Origin of the sequence: Rhizobium sp. J15, assembly GCF_002531825.1 — a bacterium.
In the GTDB taxonomy this organism is placed as follows: Bacteria; Pseudomonadota; Alphaproteobacteria; order Rhizobiales; family Rhizobiaceae; genus Rhizobium.
In genome coordinates this window covers 1-20910 of the sequence record NZ_NWSX01000047.1, presented here as the reverse complement: position 1 = coordinate 20910, position 20910 = coordinate 1, and the positions used below count along the sequence as shown (strand labels likewise).

The following is a 20910-nucleotide window of genomic DNA, read 5'->3' as shown; positions in this document are numbered from 1 at the left end:
CTCCGTTGCCGATGGCGAAGGTGCCCTCGCGGCCAAATTACCACGATGCCAGATCTTCCTCCCGCCTTCGGAAAACGTCGCAACGGCTCGAAAAAGCCTTGATTGCCGGCCATCCCGCAGAGGAGCCACGGGGGATCTCGATCATATGCAGCAGAGCGGCGTGCCGTATTTCAGTCAGTGGGAAACGCCTGATATGACGCTGCCGGTGGTTGCCGAAGGCGCGCAGGCCCTGCTCGGCGATCCGCTCTGGCGTCATTCGGGAGCCGCGACGATCGAGGAATATGTGCGCTGGGCCGTCAATGTCTGCGGCATGGCCTGCCTGAAGATGATCCTTGCTGCGCGCGGCGAGATCCATCCGACGCTGGAGCTTGCCCGCGCCTGCACCGCATATGGCGGTTACGTCGTTAACGACGTCGACGCCTCGATCAAGGGGCTGATCTATGCGCCTTTCGTCCGCTTCGTCAGCGACCGCTTCGCGCTCGGCGCCGAGACGATGACCGGTGTTCAGGCAACGGCCCTCCCCGACATCCTGTCGAAGCGGCGCTTCTTCATCGCCTCGGTGCATCCCGGGATTCGCTGGCCGGAGCGCGAGCCGCCGGCAAAGGGCGGGCATCTGGTGCTGGTGACAGCGGCCTCGCCGCAGACGATCCGCTTCCACAATCCGTCCGGCCATGACACGGCAAGCCAGGCGGATGTCACGCTGCCGCTTGCCGCCTTCGACCGCTTCTTCGCCAATCGCGGCATATCGGTCGACGGCTGATCCCACTCACCCCAGATCATCAGGAGATTTTCATGGCCCCTTCCGTAAACCGGCTGCGCATCGCCGTACTCTTTGGCGGCCGCTCGGCCGAGCATGAGGTTTCCATCCTTTCGGCGACCAATGTCATGGGCGCGCTCGACCCTGCGAAATACGACGCAATCCCGGTCTTTGTCACCCGAGAGGGACAATGGCTGCTGAGCAGCTTCGGGAACGGCGCGCTGGCCACGCCTTCCTCGGGCACGGAGATCTGCCTGGTGCCGGGCGGCCGAGGCCGGATGCTGGCGATCACTGCCCATGGCGCGCCGCATGCACTGCCGGGGATCGACATCCTGTTTCCGGTGCTGCACGGCCCGCATGGCGAAGACGGATCGGTCCAGGGCGCAGCTGAGGTGGCGCGCGTGCCGCTCGTCGGCTGCGGCATTCTCGGCTCCGCCGCAGCCCTCGACAAGGATATCGCCAAGCGCCTGCTCAGGGCAGCGGACCTGCCTGTGGCGCGCGCCGTGACGATCCATGAGGGTTCAGCCCCTTCGCTGGATAGGCTAGAAAGCGAGCTCGGCCTGCCCCTCTTCATCAAGCCGGCGCGGCAAGGATCGTCCGTCGGCGTCTCCAAGGTCCATGCCAGCCAGGAATTTGCCGCAGCCCTTGCTGGAGGCTTCCGCCATGACCGCACGCTGCTTGCCGAGGAATTCATCGCCGGCCGCGAGATCGAATTCAGCGTGCTGGAGGATACGGCGGGAGAACTCTTCGTCTCCCGGCCGGGCGAGATCGTGCCGGCGGAAAGCCACGGCTTCTACAATTACGACGCCAAATATATCGATGAGAACGGTGCGGCGCTGAAAGTGCCGGCCGAGTTGCCGCCGGAAATCGAGGCCGCTATGCGCGATATGGCCGCCAGGGCCTTCCGGGCCGTCGGCTGCGACGGCATGGCCCGCGTCGACTTTTTCCTGACCTCCGACATGCGTTTCGTCATCAATGAGCTCAACACCATTCCCGGCTTCACCGATATCAGCATGTATTCCAAGGCGATGGCGGCAAGCGGCGTCAGCTATGCCGAGGTCATCGACCGGCTGGTGGAGCACGGCATGGCGCGCTCCCGCCGGGCCGGCTAGATCATGAACGGATTGGTCCTGATCTCAGGATGTTCCGGCGGCGGAAAATCGACGCTGCTTGCGGAGCTCGGCCGCCGCGGTCACGCGATCGTCGAGGAGCCCGGCCGGAGGATCGTCAAGCAGGAGCTCGCGAGCAATGGAACGGCCCTGCCCTGGATCGACGCGATTGCCTTCGCGCGGCGCGCAATCGAGATGTCGACGGCCGACCACGCGGCGGCGAAGGGACAGGCCGGCTGGACGTTTTTCGACCGCGGCCTGATCGATGCCGCCTCGGCGCTCCAGCATCTGACCGGCGAACCGGTGCTCCAAAAATTGAGCACCGCCCACCGCTATCACCAAACCGTCTTCCTGACGCCGCCATGGCCCGAGATCTACACGTCCGATCCCGAACGTCGCCACGGTTTCGATGAGGCTGTCGCCGAATACGACCGGCTCGCCGCGACCTATCCGGCGCTCGGCTACGAGGTCGTTATCCTGCCGAAAATCGGTGTTGCCGACCGCGTCAATTTCATCCTTGACCGCCTGACGGCGAAATAGCCGCCTCTCGGCCGCTTCGAACGCGTGAGAAACGCTTCTCCTTCGTCATGCTTGGGCCTGTCGCGAGCATCTGCCCGGTCGATAGGGCAGTAGATCCTCAACACAAGGTCGAGGATGACGACCAATAGAAAACGAACTTCATCAACCAAGCGCCAGCACCCCTCGGGTCGCTTGCGCAAACACACTCAGCGCCTGCGCAAAACACACCACTGAAAGGACTGCCGGCCTCCGGCAGGCGTCGTATGCTCCTCCCGCCACTCACGCTCCAGGACGAATGCGGATGAGAATTCCGCCGCAAGCGCCGCCGCATCGTAGCGCTGGACGGGCAGACCGCTGCAGCGCTCCGGCCCGTCCGGCGCGAAGGTCGCGATGATCACGACGCTGCCCGGTGCCGTGCCGGCTTCAAGGGCGTTGCGATAGCCCAGCCGCTGCTCCGGCTCGGTGAGGAAATGAAAGACGGCGCGGTCGTGCCACACGTCGTAATGGCGCGCCGGTCGCCATATGGTGACATCGGCCACCACCCATTCGACACGAGCCGCCTCGCCCCGCAGCCGCGCCTTGGCGACCTCGAGCGCCGGTTCGGCGATATCGAGAACCGAAAGGTCGGACCAGCCGCGCTCGATCAGACGATCGACAAGGCTCGACGCGCCGCCGCCGACATCGATCAGTGCCGCCGTGGCCGGCAGTTGCAGCTCGTCAAGCGCCCGCAGGGAAGGCTCCGGCGTCGGCTGATACCAGCTGACGCTGTCGGCAGCTTTCGTGCGATAGACCTCGTCCCAATGTTCCCGTTTCGCGTCCGTCATCCGGCACCCCATTCTCTTGCAGAGCCCGATCCTGACCCATCAAGATGTAAGGATTGAGACGTCCGTCAACCGTCTTTTAGCTGCGACCATAATCTCAGGAGACGAGGTGCCGATAGACGAGATCGGCAGGATCGGTTCGAGGCGCCGTCGCATCGAGGCGCGCTCCCAGCCGTTCCGCAACGGCAACGGATGCGGCATTGCCGGGAGCGATATAGCTGACGAGCGATGACAGCTTGAGCGTCGAAAAAGCCCAGTCCCGCAGCGCCAGGGCCGCCTCGGTCGCATAGCCCCGGCCCTCATGGCCCTCATAGACGAACCACCCGAGTTCCTTCTCGGGAAAGAGCGGCCCGTGATTGATCCCCACCTGGCCGACGCATTCGCCGCTCTCGGCAAGCTCGATCATCAAAGCCCCATGCCCGAAAAGCCGCCAGAGCGCCACGTCGTGGCAGAACATCCCCCACGCCGCCCTGAGATCGAACGGGCCGCCCATTCCTGTGGATCGCGGCGAAGCCATCAGCCGCGCATAGGCGGCGAAGTCATCGATCTCGGGCATACGGAGCCTAAGGCGCTCAGTTCGGAGAGTGATCGCGCCCGTTTCGGACATGTCATCGCCTTTCTGCAGAATATTAGCTTCCGAACGCCGGAGCGAACCGAAGCGTGCCGCTCGGCGCCGGCCCGCGAAGGACGATGCGCTGCACGAGCCGCGTATCGAGATCGTGATAGCCGAGTTTCCCGTCGCTGCTGAAACCCGCGCCGCGATAGACATCGGGATTGCCGATCAGCGCGCATCCGCTGGCGCCCATCTCCTCCAGCAATGCGAGCCCCTTTGCAATCAGCGCCTTGCCGATGCCCTGCCGCTGTCTCTCCGGCTTGACCGATATCGGACCCAGCCCGAACCAGCCGCCATGCGCGCCATCGATCGCCACCGGCGAAAACGCGACATGCCCCAATATCTCGCCTTCCTCTTCGGCGACCAGCGAGATCACCAGATCGCCGCTCGCGCGAAGCCTCCGGATGATTTCAGCCTCCGTACCCTCGCTATAGGGCATGGGCGCAAAGGCGATCGACGTCAGCTCATGGATCGCATCGATATCCGCCGGCGTCTCATATCGGACTAGCATCTCCGTCATTCCTCAGGTGCACGAGATATTCCCGTCCACAGACGCCTCTATGGCGCCGATGGGATCACTCGTCGTAAAGGCGCAGCTCCTGCCCGCCAGACATGACCCTGAGGATATAAACCGTTTCCTCTTTAACAGTGAAGGCAATGCTCAGACGAACGCCGTATTTCATTATCTGGTTTTGGCGATCGATTTAATACGCTTGTTGAAACCCTCGAAGGCGTCTTCAAGGGATACCGTCCTCTCCGGATGCGCCTTGATCTCATCGTAAACGGGCGCGACCTCTTCGCGAAGCCAACGTTCCACCGCCGCATCGCGTGCGGCAAGCGTAGGCAGCCCGTCGCGGATGACTTCGCTCTCGGTGGCGTATTCGCCTGAGGCAACTTTGGCTTTGACCATCTCCGCCATCTCGATCGGCAAGGTGATGCTTAAGGATTGAGTTGTCCGCATGGAACTACCTCTCGTTTCTCCCTATCATCGCGTAGAGCATGATTTAAATCCTACACTTTTCCCTGCTTACGCGCTGGTCGTTTGCACGCAAGGAAGAGCACGCACCCGACAAAAAAGCCCGGCGCGATGGCCGGGCTTCCTCGATCTCTTCTGCGCAAACCTTAGAAGGTCGCCGCGCCGCTGCCCCAGGGGCCGTGGTGGAAATCCTTGCCATCCAGGCGGTCGAAACCGTGGGCACCGAAGAAGTCGCGCTGTGCCTGGATGAGGTTGGCCGTTCCCCTGCCCTGGCGGTAGGCGTCGAAATAGGTGAGCGCCGAGGTCAGCGCCGGCACCGGCAGGCCGGCGGCGAGCGCGGCGGTCACGACGCGGCGCAGCGCCGGAATCGATTCCTTGACCATGGAAGAGAAGGCCGGCGTAACGATGAGGTTCGCCGCATCGGGCGCATCGGTGAAGGCCTTGGTGATCTCGTCGAGGAACTGCGAGCGGATGATGCAGCCGGCGCGCCAGATCTTGGCGATAACAGGCATCGGCAGCGACCAGTTGAATTCCCTGGACGCCTCCGCCATCACCGCGAAGCCCTGCGCATAGGCGCCGATCTTGCCGGCAAACAGCGCCAGTTCCAGATCCTTGTTGAACTCGGGGCCGTAGGCGGTCGAAAAGGCGCTGCCGAGATTGCCGAAGATCTTTTCGGCGGCTTCGCGCTCGGACTTCATCGAGGAGATGCTGCGGGCAGCGACCGCGGCTTCGATCGCCGTGGCCGGAATGCCCATGTTCTGCGCCTCGATCGCCGACCATTTGCCGGTGCCCTTCTGGCCGGCCTTGTCGAGGATCATGTCGACCATCGGGCCGCCGGAAACCGGGTCCGTCGCCGCCAGCACCTTTTCGGAAATTTCGATCAGGTAGGAGTTCAGCCGGCCCTTGTTCCATTCGCCGAAGATGCCGGAGATTTCGGAGGCGCTCTTGCCGAGGCCGTCGCGCAGGATGCCGTAGATTTCGGCGATCATCTGCATGTCGGCATATTCGATGCCGTTATGAATGGTCTTGACGAAGTGGCCGGCGCCGTCATTGCCGAGCCAGGCGACGCAGGGCTCGTCATTGTAGCGGGCGGCGATCGAGGTCAGCACCTTCTCGACGCGCTTCCAGGATTCCTCAGTGCCGCCGACCATGATCGAAGGGCCATGGCGCGCGCCTTCCTCACCGCCGGAAACACCCATGCCGATGAAGGTGAGATCGGTGTTCTTCAGGCGGTCGAAGCGGGCGACGGTGTCGCGGAAATTGGCGTTGCCGGCGTCGATCATGATGTCGCCCTTGGACAGGTGCGGGCGCAGCGCTTCCATCTGTTGGTCGACGGCCTCGCCGGCCTTGATCATGATGATGATCGGACGCGGCGGCCGGATCGCATCGACGAACTCCTCGATGGTCTTGCAGGGAATGATCTGCTTCTTCAGATCGCCGGCGCTTTCGTAGAATTCGTCGGTTTTTTCCGGCGTGCGGTTGAAGACCGCAATTTTGTTGCCTTTCTCCGCGATGTTGAGCGCCAGGTTGGAGCCCATGACCGCAAGGCCGATCAGTCCGATTTCTGCCTTTTCCACGACAAACCTCCGATGTGTCATTTGGACCGGTGTTGTGGCACTGTCTTCACCAAACGGCAAGTCTGCCAAGGGTCTAATCGGTTCGCAAAGCCCATGAAATACGGCTTTGATTTCCAGACTTGTCCGACAACCTGCCCTTTTTCAGCCTGATCCGCAAACCGCAATTTTTCTCGTGGCCTGCCCGCAAGGCCCTATCTCATGGTATCATGCGCGACCCCGGGAGATATCGCTTGGTATCGAAAACACGAGAAGACATGGGCTGCTTGCGGCCCGCGCCGGCCGCTACCGCGAATATGCGCCGGCGCCCGCCCTGCGGCGCCATTTCAGCCGCCTCTGGTCGCATAGGCTTGATGACGGGCCGCCCGCAACGGTGGCGATCGTACCGGACGGTTATTGCGATCTTCTCTGGATCGACGGACGGCTGGCCGTCGCCGGCCCAGACAGGACGGCCGCCTTTCCCCTCATTCGGCCGGGTTCCACCGTCATCGGCGCGCGTTTTGCGCCGGGCGCTGCGGCATCCTGGCTGAAGACGCCGCTTTCGGCGCTGGTCGGCCTTTCCGTGCCGCTTGCCGAGATCGGCCGCAAGCACACGAGCGAATACGAGGCGCGGCTCCGGGATTGTTCCGATCCCGCCGTCGCAGGAGCGCTGTTTGGCCGCCTGCTTGAAGAGGCCACGCGCGATGAGGAGGAACCGCCCCGGGATGCGGCCGTGATCTTTGCCGCTGCCGAAAGCGGCCATCCGGCCTCCGGTCTGTTGGGCCGGCTCGGGATGAGCGAAAGGCAGCTTCGCCGCCGCTGCCACCATCATTTCGGCTATGGCGCCAAAACCCTGGAACGCATCCGCCGCTTCCAGCGTTTTCTAGATCTCTGCCGCAGGCAAAGTGCGATGCCGCTTGCCCGGCTTGCGCTCGAAGCGGGTTTTGCCGACCAGGCCCACATGACGCGCGAGGTCGGCGAATTCTCGACGCTGACCCCCGCCGTCATCCTCGACCAGCTTGGCATGCGGAAAAAGCCCGGCTGACCGTTTTGTTCAAGACGCCTCGGGCCGGCCTGTTATTTTCGCGAGACCAATATCAAGGACCTGCACATCATGTCGACGATGCCCGCAAGAATCATCCACCGATCGATCGAGCGCGACTGGCGTGACGTCTACGACTTCGCCGGCAAGCCGGAGAACATGCCGCTCTGGGCCTCCGGCCTTGCGAGCGGCCTGGAGGTCGACGGCGCCGACTGGATCGCCCAAGGCCCTCTCGGCACCATCAAGGTGAGCTTCGTTCCGGCCAATGAATTCGGCGTGATCGACCATACGGTGACGATCGAATCCGGACTCAGGGTTTATAATGCCCTGCGCATCGTGCCGAACGGCGATGGCTGCGAGGTCATGTTCACGCTGCTGCGCCTTCCCGGCATGACCGATGCGCAGTTTGCCGCCGATGCGGCTCACATAGAGAAGGATCTCGTCATGCTGAAAGCCCTGATGGAGAGATAGATGGCCGACAAATCAGAACACAATGACCGCCGCATCGATTACGTCGAATTCAACGTCGCCGACATCGCCGCCGCCAAAGCCTTTTACGGCTCCGCCTTCGGCTGGCGCTTCACCGATTACGGCCCGAACTACTGCGAATTCGACGACGGACGGCTGAAGGGCGGCTTTACCGATTTCGGCCCCGTGCGGCCGGGCGGCCCGCTGGTCGTCGTCTACGCCACGGATCTGGAAGAGGTGCTGACCTCGGTCGAAAGGGCCGGCGGCACGATCTGCCGGCCGATCACCGATTTTCCCGGCGGCCGCCGCTTCCATTTCCTCGACCGCGACGGCTACGAGCTCGCCGTCTGGGCGACTGCCTGATCGGGTTACTGATCCATCACGATCAGAGCGCCGATCACCGTGCCGCCCGCATCGCGCAGCGGCGACATGCGGCAGCGGACCTGCCGCGATGCGCCGTCGCCGGTCGCCCGCTCATAGGTGTAGTCGATCTGCTCGCCGGCAAAGCAGGCATCCAGCTTGTGCCTGGCGCATTCGGCAAAGCGTTCCTCGCCGATGAATTCGGAAATATGGCTGCCGATGAGCTCCATCGGCTTCCTGTCGAGATGCGCGCTGTTGGCCGCATTGGAATAGAGGTAACGGTAGTCCCTGGTCAGCACCGCCACCCGATCCGGCAGGCTTTCGAGGATCGCCGCATTGAGGAACTGGCCGTTATCGGTGTCGGGTATATAGGCTGCCGGCGGCTCGATGCGCACATCCTGCGGCGATGGCGCCCGCCAATCCGGCGCATGCGTGCCGAAATAGCAGTCAAGCAGGTAGGAAAGCACCGCCGTGTGTTCGCTGACGCTGGCGCTGTCGTCGGCGTCCCGCGCGATGAGATGGCTGACGAATTGCAGCTGCATATAGACTTCGAGCAGATTCGTCGCCCGGCATGCCAGGATCGCCTCGACCAGCGGCTCGACATGCCGGTCGAGCGACATGACGCGCTGGTCGTCGCCCAGGCGTATCGCTTCCTCTATTTGCGTGCAACGCAAGGAAAAGGCTCGAAAAAGCTCCAGCAAGACGCCTCACTCCCATTGTCCCAAGTGGCGTGTCCAGAATAGAGATGGCTGCATTTTCCCAAAATGCGCCTTACGGTTGATTTTATTCGCGTATTAGTGGTGACGGGTAACATGAAGTGTACTCGGTTTCAATCCGAGAGCACCTGCCGCTTTTCACCGCTGATAATTCAGGGTGCGCTTATCAATTCGCGAGCGTCTTCTTGATCTGCCAGCGGTCGTGATACCAGAGCCACTGTTCGGGATATTCCCGCACCCAGCTTTCCACCTTGTCGTTGAGCAGTTGTGCGGCCGCCGGCAGGTCGAGATTGCCTCTCTCGTCGCGCGGCATCTCCAGCCTCGGCTCGATTTCCAGCCGGTAGCGATTCCCCGGCAGGCGGATGCAGCGCGCCGGATAGACCTCGCAATCGAACTGGCGCACCAGCTTCGGCAGCAGCGGATTGGTCTTCACCTCGCGCCCGAAGAAGGTGCCTTTCAGCCCTTTGCCGAATTTCTGGTCGACGAGCACGCCCACCCCCTGGCCCGCTTCCAGCTGACGCGCGAGCGCGAAGGAGGAGCCGGCATGCGACGGCACCAGCTTGCCCATGCGGGCGCTGCGGAAATCGAACACCTTCTTGGCGACATAGGGGTTGTTCGGCGGCCGGAAGAGCACCGTCACGGTCAGCCCGAAGGCCGCACCCGCCACCGGCAGCAGCTCGAAATTGGCGGTGTGGCCGGTGAAGACGATGAAGGGGCGCGGATTGTCGCGCAGGTCGAGGAAGATCGGGATGCCCGACACTTCCACCCTGCCCGGCTCCGATTTTTCGGGATCATAGTCGAACAGTTGATCGAGGAAGACATATTCGGCCGCAAGCCTTCCCATATTGCCCCAGCTGGCGAGCGCGATCTCCTCGATCTCGGCCTCGCTCTTTTCGGGAAAGGCGTTGCGCAGATTGGTCAGCATCAGCCTGTGGCGGCGGGTCTGCCGGCCGAGCCGGCGCATCACCCTGTCGGCAAAACGGATCGCGCCATCGGCCGGAAACAGCTTTAGCAGGTTCAGGAAGCCGAACATCGCCTGCGCCACCAGCCATTGCTGGAAATTCCTGAGCGCCAGGACGATCCGCGTGATGATCAGCTTCACGTCAGGTCAATCCATCTTCAGGATGATCTTGCCGAAGATCTGGCGCGATTCCATCCGCTCCAGCGCCCGGTCGATATCGTCGAAGCCGACTTCGGTATCGATGACGGGATGCACGAGCCCGCGACCCATCTTCTGCATCGCATCCGCCATGTTTTCCATGCGGCAGCCGAAGGAGCCGAGCAGCTTCAATTGCTGCTGGAACAGCATCATCAGGTTCATCTCGGTGGAAACGCCCGAGGTCGAGCCGCAAGTGACGAGGCGACCGCCGCGCTTCATGCAGAGCATCGAACCCGCCCAGGTATCCTTGCCCACATGTTCGAAGACGACGTCGACGCCCTTCTTCTTGGTGAGCTTGCGCACCACGCCTTCGAAGCGGTCGGTGCGGTAGTTGATGACGTGATCGGCGCCGAGCGCCTTGGCCTTTTCGATCTTGTCGTCGGAGCCGACGGTGGTGATGACGGTGCAGCCGATCTTCTTGGCAAGCTGGATCGCCGCCGTGCCGATGCCGGAGCCGCCGGCATGGACGAGGATCGTCTCGCCCGGCTCGAGCTTGGCGTTGTCGAACAGCATATGCTCGACCGTGCCGAAGGTGACGGGCGCAAGCGCCGCACCAATGGCGTCGACGCCGGGAGGAGCCGGGACGAGCAGACGCGCCGGCAGGTTGACCTTCTCCTGCGCAAAACCATCGAGATGGAAGCCGTGCACGCCGGAAACATGTTCGCAGAGATTGTCGCGGCCTTCGCGGCACGGGCGGCAGAGACCGCAGGTGCGCGCGCCGTAGATCGACACCAGCTGCCCCGGCAGCACATTGGCGACACCCGGCCCGATCGCTTCAACGACGCCGGAGGCTTCCGCGCCGATGACGAGCGGCATCTTGCGCTTGGCGAAGGCCATGCCGCGCCAACCCCAGACGTCGATATGGTTGAGCGCCACCGCCTTGACGCGCAGCGTCACCTCGCCGGCGGCGGGCGCGTCCGGTTCCGGCAGGTCGGTGATCTCAAGCTTACGGTCGTCGATCAGTTGCAAAGCGCGCATGGCAAAATCCCTCGCCCCGAAGGCGTCGTCTCGTCTTAAAAATGTGTCGGAACCGCTTAAGCCGGTTCGAGCGCCATGACAAGGCTGGCATTCTGCCCGCCGAAGCCGAAGGAGTTGGAAAGAACGGCCGAAACCTGGGCTTCCCGCTTCTTGTTCGGCACGACATCGAGCACGATCGACGGATCGGGATTGTTGTAGTTGATCGTCGGCGGCAGCGTGCCCGTCAGCATCGTCTGCAGCGAGAACACCGCTTCGACCGCGCCGGCCGCCGTCAGCGTATGGCCGATCATCGACTTGTTGGACGACACCGGAATGCCGACCAGCTTCTCGCCGAAGACGGCAGACATCGAGCCGTATTCCATCTTGTCGTTCTCTGGCGTCGAGGTGCCGTGCGCGTTGATATAGCCGATTCCGCTCTCGTCGATCCCGGCATCGGCAAGCGCCGCGCGGATCGTCGCGATCGCCGGGCCGCCGTCCGGCGAGGACCGGGTGCGGTGGAAGCTGTCGGCCTTGTCGCCGGCGCCCTTCATGATACCGAGCACCTTGGCGCCGCGAGCGACCGCCGATTCCAGCGATTCCAGCACCAGCGTGGCTGCGCCTTCGGCGATGACGAAGCCGTCGCGATCCTTGCTGAACGGCTTGGAAGCCTTGGTCGGCGGATCGTTCTGCGTCGAAAGGGCCGACAGCAGCGAGAAGCGGATCAGCGCTTCAGCGCTCAGCGACCCATCCGTTGCAACCGTCAATGCGCGGTCGGTACGGCCCTGACGGATCGCCTCGATGCCGAGCTGGATCGCGGTCACGCCGGAGGCGCAGGCCGTCGACAAGGTCACGGGCAGGCCGCGCGTGCCGAACCGGTCGGCAAGACGCTCGGAAATCGCGCCGAACAGGGCCGCTTCATGGAAGGCCGGGTCCGGCCGCTGGCGTAGCGCCGTCAGGAAGCGCTCATAGGCGTCACCCGGATGGTCGGCAGCCGGCGAACGGTCGGCAAGTTCGAAACGGGCGCTCCATTCGGGCTCGATCGGCGGCGCGGCAAGGAACAGCGGGCCGTTGAAATCGCCTGAAATTCCGGCATCGGCCAGCGCCTCGATGGTCGTCTCGCGCGCAAAGGCATAGGAGCGCTCGACGGCGTTCGGCACGGGAATGTCGATGAAATCGACGGTCCCGGCGATCCGGGTCGACAGGCCTTCGGTCGGGAAGCGGTTGATCGCGTGGATACCCGAGGTGCCGGAAGAAAGCGCCGCCCAGTTGTCCTTCAGGCCCTGGCCGAGCGAGGTGATGATGCCCATGCCGGTGACCGCGACGATCGGCCGGCCGAGATGATCCTTGTAAGCGGAATCTGTCATATCTCTCTTCTCACGCCTCTGCGGAAACAACGGCGACGCCCTCGCCGCGCTGGTGTCCGACTGTCGTTACGACGGCGGCCTTCGTGCCCGCCTTCATCGGCGCTTCATGAGCGGCGTCGAAGGGCGGAACCTTGGCCTCGGCGTCGATGGCAAGGGCGGCAAGCGCCAGCCCCAGCGGGAACTGCGCCTCGATCGTGTGACCGGAAACGCCGCCGAAGCCGCGGATCGCAGCGCCGGGAAGCTGATGCTCCAGCACCGCCTTTTCGCGGGCGGCGATCTCATGCATGCCGGTCGAGCCGGAGAAGATCGCTGTGCTCTCGGGCGGCAGCTCGGCCGCAGGCTTCAAGAGCCGCTCCATGCGCAGTTCGAAATTGCCCGCAGCGCGATTGCCGCGGTCGCCTTCGACGGCGCTGATCGTCGCGTAGATATGCGCGCCGCGATCTTCCGCATGCTTGCGCGATTCCAGCACCAGGAAGGCGCCGGCCGAACCGGTGATCATGCCGCCGCCCTCGAGGCCAGAGCGCGACCAGAGCGGCGCCCATTCGTCGCGCGTATGGGCGCCGATCGCTTCGGTGAGCAGGATCATGTCGGGGCGTTCGGCGGCAAAGGCGCCGCCGACGAGCGCATGGGTGGATTCGCCGGAGCGGATGCGCCAGAAAGCCGTCTCGACGGCGGAAACGCCCGAGGCTTCCTCGCCCATGAAAGTGCGCGAGGAGCCGGTGACCTTGTGGACGATGGAGATGTTGCCGGCAAGCAGGTTGGAAAGCTGCGCCAGGAACAGCGTCGGCCTCAGCTCCGTCGTCAGCTTCTCATTCAGCAGCAGCTCGCGGTCGTTGCGCTTGAGGCCCTCGTCGACGATCAGCGTATCGACGTTGATGTCGCGCTCGCCGCCGCCCGCCGCCACGATCATGTCCATCGTGCCGCAAGCCTCGATATTGTCCTTGAAGCCGGCATCGTCGAGCGCGAGCCCAGCAGCGAAGACGCCGATACGTTGCCAGTTTTCCATCTGGCGCTGGTCGCCGCGCTTGGCGATCTGCTGCGACCAGTCGATCTCCGGCAGCGGATGCACCGGGTAGGGTTTGAATTTCTCGGTTTCGACGATCGCCTTCGGCGCGCTTTCGGCCGAAAGCAGCGCGATATGCGCGTCCTTGCCGACGCCCTGACAGGTAACGATGCCGACGCCCGAAATGACGACGTCGTTTGCAGCCTTGCTCATCCAATCACTCCCTGCGCTGCGATCGCGTCGAGAAGCCCGACCTCGCCGGCGCGTTTTTTCACGATATCGCCGAGCGGAACCTCGCTGAAGGGCATGGTGCGCAGTTTCAGCTGCGCATCGCAGACCTTCTTGCCGCCGCTGGTGATCTTGGCCTTGGTGACCGCGAAACCCGAACCGTCATGCTCCAGCACCGCCTCGATGTCGAGCACGGCTTCCGGCTCGACGAAAGTGCGCATCTTGGCGCCGTCGACCGACATCAGGAAGGGCATGGCGGCGAAATCGGTGGCGGCAAGCACCAGCATGCCGGAGGCCTGCGCCATGGTCTCGATCAGAAGCACGCCGGGAACCAGCGGCATGCCGGGAAAATGGCCTTCGAAAACGGGGCTCTTGGCCGGCACGACGGATCGCGCCGCAAGCGTGCCCTTCTTCAGGTCCACCGCTTCGACGCGGTCAATCATCTGGAAATATTCCAGCAGCATTCGGATCCTCCGGCCCAACGGGCAAAATCCGCCCGCCGGTGACGCCTACTTAGAGCAATTCCAGGAAAAGTGCGAAGCGGTTTTCCGTCCGGAAGTGCGAATCTGAACTGATCTAGGAACGAAACCGCCCGGCCGCCATATTCAGGGCGGCAGGGCGTTCAAAAAAGACCGGTATGTGCTCAGGCCTTGGCTGCTTTGAGCTCGTCGATCTTGGCACAGAGGTTCTTCAGCACGAAATATTCTTCGGTGGAAACCTTGCCTTCGTTGACTTCCTGCGTCCACTTTTCGAGCGGGATCTTGATGCCGAATTCCTTGTCGATCGCAAAGACGATGTCGAGGAAATCGAGGCTGTCGATACCGAGGTCGTCGATCGTATGGCTCTCCGGCGTGATCGTGGCGCGATCGATCTCGCTGGTTTCTGCAATAATGTCGGCAACTTTATCGAATGTAGCGGTCACGCGCTGTACCTCATGAAATGACGATTTAAACCCCCTCATAGGCAAATCCATTTCAAAAGCCAATGCTTTCGTCCAGGCGTTGCGGCAATTTGCCAACGAGGTGTTGCCTAAACAGCAATGGAATGCCGGCCTTTCCCGACACCGGCAAAGGCATCGGGCCGCAGCGGACGAAGCGCCGTGCCGCAGCCAGCCCGAAGAGCCCGTCCGAATCAAGCCCGCCGGGTGCCGGACAAAACCCCGCAACATCGGCACCGAGTTTGATCTGCATCAAACAGCGATCCCGGCCATTTGATAATCATCAAGCCGGGCGGGAGGACCAGGGATCGCATGTCCGGCTTTTTCTGGCGTGCCGGGTTTTTGAAGGGATCGGGACATGGACATTGCAAGCAGTCAGGTTTTCGAGGCGGGCACGCCCGCCGCCTGCCGCTCCTGCCAGGCCCGGCACGGCGTCGTCTGCGGCGCCTTGTCCAACGGCCAGCTGAAAGAGCTCAACCGCCACTCGCTGCGCCGCAAGGTCGGCGCCGGCACGGAAATCATCGCTCAAGGGGCGGAAACGTCTTTCTATTCGAACATCATGCGCGGCGTGGTGAAGCTCTGCAAGGTGATGCCGGACGGGCGCCAGCAGATCGTCGGCCTGCAATTCGCGCCCGATTTCGTCGGTAGGCCCTTCGTGCGCGAGAGCACGCTGTCGGCCGAGGCCGCGACTGACGCCGAGATCTGCGTCTTCCCCCGCAGCCTGCTCGACCGCATGATAGCGGAGACGCCGGAGCTGCAGCGCAGCCTGCACGATCAGGCGCTGAAGGAGCTGGATGCCGCGCGCGAGTGGATGCTGACGCTTGGCCGGCGCACGGCGGAAGAGAAGGTTGCAAGCCTGCTCCATCTCATCGCCACCCATGCCGAACCGCAGACGGCGACAAGCACCGCCTTCGATCTGCCGCTGTCACGCGCCGAGATCGGCGATTTCCTGGGGCTGACGATCGAAACCGTCAGCCGCCAAATGACCAGATTGCGCAAGCGCGGCGTCATCCTGATCGAGAACTCGAGGCATATCGTCGTGCCCGATATGGATGAGCTGGAGCGGATTACCTCGTGATCACCACGCGCGTATTGGCAAGCCCGGCCTGGCGCGCCAGCGAGAAGAACTGCGCCGCATTGTCGGGATGCAGGCGCACACAGCCATGCGAAGCCGGCGTGCCCAGCCGCTTCAGGTCGAAGGTCGCGTGAACGGCATAACCGCCGTTGAAGAACACGGCATAGGGCATCGGCGCATTGTCGTATTTGCGCGAACGGTGATCGCGCGACAGCCACTTGGCTCTCCATGAGCCGGTCGGCGTGACATAGCCGCGGCGCGCGGTCGAAACCTTCCAGCGATATTTGACGAAGCCGTTCTCGGTGACGGTCATCGTCTGCTTGCCGATGCTGATATTGGCAACCAGATTTGCCGCCTCGGCAGCAACGGGGAAAAATTGCAGCAATAAACTTGCGGCCGCGGCCGCCAAAATCGTCTTCATGATAGCCCCTCTTCGCACCCGCGCAGTTTAATTGCGCCCTCACGAGGAAGAGACTACGCCGATACTTTCTAAATTGCTTTAACCCGAATGGTAATCACAATTCTAACGGGCGTAGCAGCAATAGAGCGCCGCCGGACAGCGGCACCCGCTCACTGAAGCTTCGGCGCCGCCGAAGGCCGCTTCATCTGCTGATAGGCCTTGTTCATACGCTCGCGGATCGAAGCCATCGTGCCGAGCTTATGTCCGCAGGCGGCACAGGTGATGATATCGGTCTCGCGGATCTCGGGCCGCTCGAACTTCATCTTGGTGCTCTTGCACTTCGGGCACGGTAATTCAACCTGGACTGTCATCGCTCTTTTCCGGTCAGATGGAGATATGAGGCGCTTCGCATAAACCTTTGAGGCTGATGTGTCCACTGGGGTGCCCCAACCGCACGCCCTACAGAAAACACAGAAACAACCCGAAGGTCACACCCGCAAGCACCATGCAGCTCGCATGAAACACCGATACGCCGTCCTCGATGTCACGCAATGTCGCGACGTCGCGGCCGGCATTGTTGATCATCGGCTCGGTCACGATCACGCCGCCATAGATGCGGGGGCCGGCGAGCTGGACGTTCAGTGCGCCGGCCATGGCCGCTTCCGGGCGGCCGGAATTCGGCGAGCGATGCAGGCCGCCGTCGCGTACCGCCACGCGGATGGCCTCGCGGCAGGCGCTGGTGCCGCGCCGCAGCCAGGCGCCGGCGGCGATCAGCAGGATGGAGAACCGGGCGGCCGGCCAATTGGCGAAATCGTCGAGCCGGGCGGCCGCCCAGCCGAAATCGATGTATTTTTCCGACTTGTGGCCGATCATCGAATCCGCCGTGTTCAGCATCTTGTAGGCCAGCAGCCCCGGCAGGCCGAAGACGGCATACCAGAGCGCCGGCGCCACGACGCCGTCGGAGAAATTTTCCGCAAGGCTTTCGATTGCTGCCCGGCAGACGGCGGGCTCGTCCAACGTCTCTGGATCGCGCCCGACGATGCGCGAAACCGCCGCCCGCCCGCCGGCGATCCCTTCGTGACGAAGCGCGGCCGCGACCGCCGAGACGTGGTCTGCAAGGCTCTTCTGCGCCAGGAAGATCGCGACCAGCCCGGTTTCGAGCAGGATGCCGGCAAGGCCGAAAAGCGCGAAGAACCGGTCGAAGGCGAAACCGGCGATAAGGGCCACCAGAAGCAGCGCCACGATGGCCGCCACGCCGTTCATCCGCCGCTGCGAGCCCGTCAGGCTCACACTGTTCAGCTGCCGGTCGGCAAAGGAGATCGCCTCGCCGAACAGCACGACCGGATGCGGCAGGCGCGACCACAGCCATTGCGGATCGCCAAGGATCCGGTCAAGCAGCAATGCCAGGAGCAGCACGAGAAGGTTTTCGTCGATCGTCATCGCTCAAAACTCTGAAGGGCTTCACCAAGCCGCCTGTCGGCCGCCGGATCGGGCGTCAGCCCGAAACGCAGCCAGTCCGGCGCATAATCGAATTTGCGGACCAGAATATGATGGCGGCAGAGATGCGTGTAAATCTCGCCGGCCCTGGGATCGGCAATCAGCGTAAAGAGCGCCGCTCCCCCTGCGGCCCGCAGGCCCGCTGCGGCCAGCACCGCGTGCAGGCCGGCGCTGCGCTCCTCGATGCGGCCGCGAATGGCGGAAACATCCTGGCGCAGCAGCGATGCGGCCAGCGACAGCGCCGGACCGGAAACCGCCCAGGGCCCGAGCCACTCCTCGAAACGCTGAAGAATATCGTCGCGCGCAATCACGAAACCGAGCCGCAGGCCGGCAAGCCCGAAGAACTTGCCGAAGGAACGGAAGATCACCAGTTGGGAAAGCTCTTGCGCATGGGGCGCGAGGCTGAGCGCCGGATCGGCATCGCCAAAGGCTTCGTCGACGACAAGCAAGCCGTTTTGCGATTTCATCCGGTCATGCAGCGCGATCAGCCTTTCAGCCGGCCACGCCCGCCCGTCCGGGTTGTTGGGATTGATGACGACGGCAAGCCTGTGTTCCTCGCCGATCGCGGCGATATCGCCAACCGCATCGACGGCGAGACCGGCCGAGGCGAAGGCGCGTGCATATTCCCCGTAGGTAGGCGCCACCACGGCGACCCTGTCGTCCGTCACGGCGACCTTGTCGTCCGTCACCGCGACCCTGCCATCCGTCACCAACAGCCGCGGCAGAAGCTGGATCACCGATTGCGTGCCCGGCACCGGCAGCGGCAGGATTTCGCGGCTGCCGTAGTAATCGCGCGCCGCCCGCCTTGCGTCGTCGAAAACATGCCTGTCCGGCAGCCGGTGCCACACCCTTGCCGGGATCTCAGGCAGAGCGACGGGACACGGATTGATGCCGGTGGAAAGGTCGAGCCAATCCTCCGGCGCTCCGCCGAAGGCAGCGGCAGCGGCGGTGATGCCGCCGCCATGGGCGATCGGCGCGCTCACGCGGCGGCTCTCGCAAGATCGATCAGATGCATGTAGGAACCCGCCACCTGCCCGCGCCGCAGCCCGGCCGTGCCGAGATCGGCGCCCAGCGCATCCCGCACCTGAAACAGCCGCTCGCCCTCGGCTTCGGAGACCACGGTGGAATAGTGGAATTCATGGGCCGTCATCGGCCGCTGGAAGATGGTGCCATCGAGCGGCGTGACGTGGCGATAGCCGAGATGGCGCTTTCGCGTGGCATAGCTGGTGACGACAGGCAGCAGGCCGAGCATTTCGTGGCGCTCGCCTTGCGCATCGATCAGCCCTTCGCCGAGCACCATGTAGCCGCCGCACTCGCCGTAGATCCTGATGCCGCGCGCCGCCGCATCCAGAAGCCCGGCGCGAAAATTCTTCGCTCCGGCCAGCTGTCCGGCATGCAGCTCGGGATAACCGCCCGGCAGATAGATCGCATCGGCGTCGGCAGCGGGCCTCTCGTCGGCGAGCGGCGAGAAGAAGGAGATCGCAGCACCCCGCCGCCGCCAACCGAGCAGCATATGCTCATAGGAAAAGGCAAAGGCGATGTCGCGCGCAACCGCAACGCGGGCGCCCAGCGGCGGCAGCCGGTCGATATTGGCGGGCGACGGCCGGTTGAGCCCCTGCCTTGCGATGCGCAGCAGGAACTCGAAATTGCATTCTTCCGAGACGGCATCCGCCGCATGGTCGATGAAATTCTCGAGCGTCGCATGCTCCCCGGCCTGGACGAGCCCGAGATGGCGCTCCGGCAGGGCAAGCGTCTTGTCGTTGCCGATCACGGCGACAACAGGCATGCGGATCGCTTCCAGCGCCTGGCGCAGCATTGCCTCGTGCCGGTCGCTGCCGACCTTGTTGAGAATGACGCCTGCGACGCGGACATCGGCGCGGAAGCCGGCAAAGCCTGAGACCAGCGGCGCGACCGACTGCGACATGCGCGAGGCATCGACCACCAGCACGACGGAAAGGCCGAGCTGAGCGGCAAGATCGGCCGCCGTCCCCTTTCCGTCGGCGGCCCCGTCGAACAGTCCCATCATCGCCTCGACGACCAGAATGCGGTCGCCGGAGCGATGCAGCGCGGCATTGGCCGAGATCAGCTCCGGGCGCATCGCCCAGGGGTCGAAATTCAGGCAGGGCGTGCCGCTTGCCGCGGCGTGAAAGGCGGGATCAATATAATCAGGGCCGGCCTTGCCGGGTGCAATCGCCACGCCGCGCCGGCGAAGCGCCCTCAGCAGCCCGAGCGTCACCGTCGTCTTGCCGGCGCCGGAGGAAGGAGCTGCGATCAGGAGGCCGCTCATATCAGCACCTTGCCGGACCGGCCGAAAGGATCGGGCTGCAGCCGCCTGCCCGCAAGGGCGCCGAGCCAGTCGAGCGAGGCCCTGAGCCGCACCACCTCGCCGACCACGACGATCGCCGGCGGCTCGATCCCGGAGGCGGCGGCGGCATCGGTCGCTTCGCCGAGCGTCGTCTCCAGCACCTGCTGCGCGCCGGTCGCCGCATTGCAGACGAACGCGACCGGCTCGGATGCCGGGCGGCCCGACGCCATCAGATTGGCGCTGATCTGGGCGATATGCTTCATCGCCATGTACATGACGATGACGGGCGACCCCTTGCCGATCGCCTCCCAATTGATCGCATCGGGCACGATGCCGGAGGAATCATGACCGGTGAGAAAGGTCACGGCATGGTTGATCTCGCGATGCGTGACCGGAATGCCGGCATAGGCAAGCCCGCCGATGCCGGCGGTAATGCCTGGCACGATGCGGAAGGGAATATTGTGCTCGACCAGCGTCAGCGCCTCTTCGCCGCCCCGCCCGAAAACGAAGGGATCGCCGCCCTTCAGCCGCAGCACCCGCTTGCCGGCGCGCGCCAGCTCCACCAGCCGGAGGGAAATATCCCGCTGCTTGGCGGAGGGCTTGCCGCCGCGTTTGCCGGCATATTCCAGTTCCGCGCCTGGCTGTGCGAGCCTCAGACAGTCCTCGTTGACGAGCGCGTCGTGCACGACCACATCCGCCTCCGCCAATCCCTTGGCGGCAAGCAGCGTCAGCAGCCCGGGATCGCCGGGACCGGCCCCGACGAGCCAGACGCTGCCCGGCTCCAGCGCCGGCAAATGTGAAAGTGGATTAATCGACATTTTGTTGATCTAGGCCCAGCGAGGAGCAAGGTCAACGCCGCCTGCACCACCTCACTTGAAGTTGCTGAGACGGCGGTGACTCACTTTGCGAGGAGGCGGATTCGAAATCTCGGGAAAGCCGGGCAAGGTTATGAATATATAGTAATATTTCAGAAAGGACCGATCGTATTGCAGTCGGCCACAGCTTGTTCACAAGCCTCGCCTTTTCCTCGACGTCATCCTCGGCCTTGTGC

26 protein-coding genes are annotated in these 20910 nt (G+C 63.7%); 7 read left to right on the top strand and 19 right to left on the bottom strand.

Features of this window, described 5'->3' with window-relative positions:
- The first annotated feature begins 145 nt into the window (after nt 1-145).
- From CO670_RS26975 to CO670_RS26965, 3 genes are read left to right on the top strand one after another with little or no spacing between them, the layout of a single operon-like run.
- Complete coding sequence (locus tag CO670_RS26975; RefSeq protein ID WP_097593039.1) at nt 146-760, top strand: hypothetical protein; 615 nt, start codon at nt 146-148, stop codon at nt 758-760.
- A 32-nt stretch (nt 761-792) separates the two neighbouring features.
- The gene (locus CO670_RS26970; RefSeq protein WP_097593038.1) at nt 793-1869 is read left to right on the top strand and encodes a D-alanine--D-alanine ligase family protein; all 1077 of its coding nucleotides are present in this window, start codon (nt 793-795) and stop codon (nt 1867-1869) included.
- Between the two features lie 3 nt (nt 1870-1872).
- On the top strand, nt 1873-2406 hold the full coding sequence (locus tag CO670_RS26965; RefSeq protein ID WP_097593037.1) for an AAA family ATPase: 534 nt from the start codon (nt 1873-1875) through the stop codon (nt 2404-2406).
- A 185-nt stretch (nt 2407-2591) separates the two neighbouring features.
- Here CO670_RS26965 and CO670_RS26960 read toward each other — a convergent pair whose 3' ends face one another.
- The 5 genes from CO670_RS26960 to gndA all read right to left on the bottom strand — a co-directional run bounded on the left by CO670_RS26960 (nt 2592) and on the right by gndA (nt 6393).
- On the bottom strand, nt 2592-3209 hold the full coding sequence (locus CO670_RS26960; RefSeq protein ID WP_097593036.1) for a class I SAM-dependent methyltransferase: 618 nt from the start codon (nt 3207-3209) through the stop codon (nt 2592-2594).
- A gap of 94 nt (nt 3210-3303) precedes the next feature.
- Nucleotides 3304-3813 carry a GNAT family N-acetyltransferase gene (locus CO670_RS26955; RefSeq protein WP_097593035.1) on the bottom strand — a complete coding sequence of 170 codons (510 nt, stop codon included), beginning with the start codon at nt 3811-3813 and terminating at the stop codon, nt 3304-3306.
- Nucleotides 3814-3835: 22 nt separating this feature from the next.
- Nucleotides 3836-4330 (bottom strand): N-acetyltransferase, encoded by a 495-nt coding sequence (locus CO670_RS26950; RefSeq protein ID WP_097593061.1) that lies wholly within the window; start codon nt 4328-4330, stop codon nt 3836-3838.
- Between the two features lie 171 nt (nt 4331-4501).
- Entirely contained in the window at nt 4502-4780 is a 279-nt protein-coding gene (locus CO670_RS26945; RefSeq protein WP_097593034.1) for a type II toxin-antitoxin system ParD family antitoxin, read from the bottom strand.
- 161 nt (nt 4781-4941) lie between these two features.
- On the bottom strand, nt 4942-6393 hold the full coding sequence (gndA, locus tag CO670_RS26940; RefSeq protein WP_176539032.1) for an NADP-dependent phosphogluconate dehydrogenase: 1452 nt from the start codon (nt 6391-6393) through the stop codon (nt 4942-4944).
- Between the two features lie 214 nt (nt 6394-6607).
- Between gndA and CO670_RS26935 the strand changes: the two genes are divergently transcribed.
- From CO670_RS26935 to CO670_RS26925, 3 genes are all read left to right on the top strand, one after another.
- Nucleotides 6608-7393 (top strand): helix-turn-helix domain-containing protein, encoded by a 786-nt coding sequence (locus tag CO670_RS26935; protein ID WP_097593060.1) that lies wholly within the window; start codon nt 6608-6610, stop codon nt 7391-7393.
- Between the two features lie 69 nt (nt 7394-7462).
- Nucleotides 7463-7861, top strand: a complete 399-nt coding sequence (locus CO670_RS26930; protein WP_097593032.1) for a polyketide cyclase — start codon at nt 7463-7465, stop codon at nt 7859-7861.
- Entirely contained in the window at nt 7862-8221 is a 360-nt protein-coding gene (locus tag CO670_RS26925; RefSeq protein WP_097593031.1) for a VOC family protein, read from the top strand.
- 5 nt (nt 8222-8226) lie between these two features.
- On the opposite strand, the gene CO670_RS26920 is transcribed toward CO670_RS26925, so the two are convergent.
- The 8 genes from CO670_RS26920 to CO670_RS26885 all read right to left on the bottom strand — a co-directional run bounded on the left by CO670_RS26920 (nt 8227) and on the right by CO670_RS26885 (nt 14835).
- The gene (locus CO670_RS26920) at nt 8227-8919 is read right to left on the bottom strand and encodes a PAS domain-containing protein (RefSeq protein ID WP_097593030.1); all 693 of its coding nucleotides are present in this window, start codon (nt 8917-8919) and stop codon (nt 8227-8229) included.
- Nucleotides 8920-9100: 181 nt separating this feature from the next.
- Nucleotides 9101-10036 carry a lipid A biosynthesis lauroyl acyltransferase gene (locus tag CO670_RS26915; protein WP_097593029.1) on the bottom strand — a complete coding sequence of 312 codons (936 nt, stop codon included), beginning with the start codon at nt 10034-10036 and terminating at the stop codon, nt 9101-9103.
- Between the two features lie 6 nt (nt 10037-10042).
- The gene (locus CO670_RS26910) at nt 10043-11071 is read right to left on the bottom strand and encodes a zinc-binding dehydrogenase (RefSeq protein WP_004669770.1); all 1029 of its coding nucleotides are present in this window, start codon (nt 11069-11071) and stop codon (nt 10043-10045) included.
- A 56-nt stretch (nt 11072-11127) separates the two neighbouring features.
- A complete protein-coding gene (locus CO670_RS26905) occupies nt 11128-12414 on the bottom strand; it encodes a beta-ketoacyl-ACP synthase (protein ID WP_088687586.1) in 1287 nt (428 codons plus the stop codon).
- A gap of 10 nt (nt 12415-12424) precedes the next feature.
- Nucleotides 12425-13630, bottom strand: coding sequence for a beta-ketoacyl-ACP synthase (locus CO670_RS26900; RefSeq protein WP_097593028.1), 1206 nt, complete (start codon nt 13628-13630; stop codon nt 12425-12427).
- A complete protein-coding gene (locus CO670_RS26895) occupies nt 13627-14109 on the bottom strand; it encodes a 3-hydroxyacyl-ACP dehydratase FabZ family protein (RefSeq protein WP_004678659.1) in 483 nt (160 codons plus the stop codon). The genes CO670_RS26900 and CO670_RS26895 overlap by 4 nt, the downstream gene beginning before the upstream one ends.
- Nucleotides 14110-14288: 179 nt before the next feature.
- Complete coding sequence (locus CO670_RS26890; RefSeq protein ID WP_003540486.1) at nt 14289-14567, bottom strand: acyl carrier protein; 279 nt, start codon at nt 14565-14567, stop codon at nt 14289-14291.
- 52 nt (nt 14568-14619) lie between these two features.
- The gene (locus CO670_RS26885; RefSeq protein WP_097593027.1) at nt 14620-14835 is read right to left on the bottom strand and encodes a hypothetical protein; all 216 of its coding nucleotides are present in this window, start codon (nt 14833-14835) and stop codon (nt 14620-14622) included.
- Between the two features lie 105 nt (nt 14836-14940).
- On the opposite strand from CO670_RS26885, the gene CO670_RS26880 reads away from it, so the two are divergent.
- The gene (locus tag CO670_RS26880) at nt 14941-15660 is read left to right on the top strand and encodes a Crp/Fnr family transcriptional regulator (RefSeq protein WP_097593026.1); all 720 of its coding nucleotides are present in this window, start codon (nt 14941-14943) and stop codon (nt 15658-15660) included.
- Here CO670_RS26880 and CO670_RS26875 read toward each other — a convergent pair.
- The 6 genes from CO670_RS26875 to cobA form a co-directional block, all read right to left on the bottom strand.
- Complete coding sequence (locus CO670_RS26875) at nt 15650-16078, bottom strand: L,D-transpeptidase (protein ID WP_097593025.1); 429 nt, start codon at nt 16076-16078, stop codon at nt 15650-15652. The two genes, CO670_RS26880 and CO670_RS26875, sit on opposite strands and share 11 nt — an antisense overlap.
- 149 nt (nt 16079-16227) lie before the next feature.
- Nucleotides 16228-16428: a hypothetical protein gene (locus CO670_RS26870; protein WP_097593024.1), complete on the bottom strand. Its 201-nt coding sequence runs from the start codon at nt 16426-16428 to the stop codon at nt 16228-16230.
- A gap of 88 nt (nt 16429-16516) precedes the next feature.
- Complete coding sequence (gene cbiB / locus CO670_RS26865) at nt 16517-17497, bottom strand: adenosylcobinamide-phosphate synthase CbiB (RefSeq protein WP_097593023.1); 981 nt, start codon at nt 17495-17497, stop codon at nt 16517-16519.
- A complete protein-coding gene (gene cobD, locus CO670_RS26860; RefSeq protein ID WP_097593022.1) occupies nt 17494-18537 on the bottom strand; it encodes a threonine-phosphate decarboxylase CobD in 1044 nt (347 codons plus the stop codon). Before cobD ends, cbiB begins: the two co-directional genes overlap by 4 nt.
- Nucleotides 18534-19841, bottom strand: a complete 1308-nt coding sequence (locus CO670_RS26855; protein ID WP_097593021.1) for a cobyrinate a,c-diamide synthase — start codon at nt 19839-19841, stop codon at nt 18534-18536. Before CO670_RS26855 ends, cobD begins: the two co-directional genes overlap by 4 nt.
- The gene (gene cobA / locus CO670_RS26850) at nt 19838-20677 is read right to left on the bottom strand and encodes a uroporphyrinogen-III C-methyltransferase (RefSeq protein WP_097593020.1); all 840 of its coding nucleotides are present in this window, start codon (nt 20675-20677) and stop codon (nt 19838-19840) included. The genes CO670_RS26855 and cobA overlap by 4 nt, the downstream gene beginning before the upstream one ends.
- Nucleotides 20678-20910 lie beyond the last annotated feature (233 nt).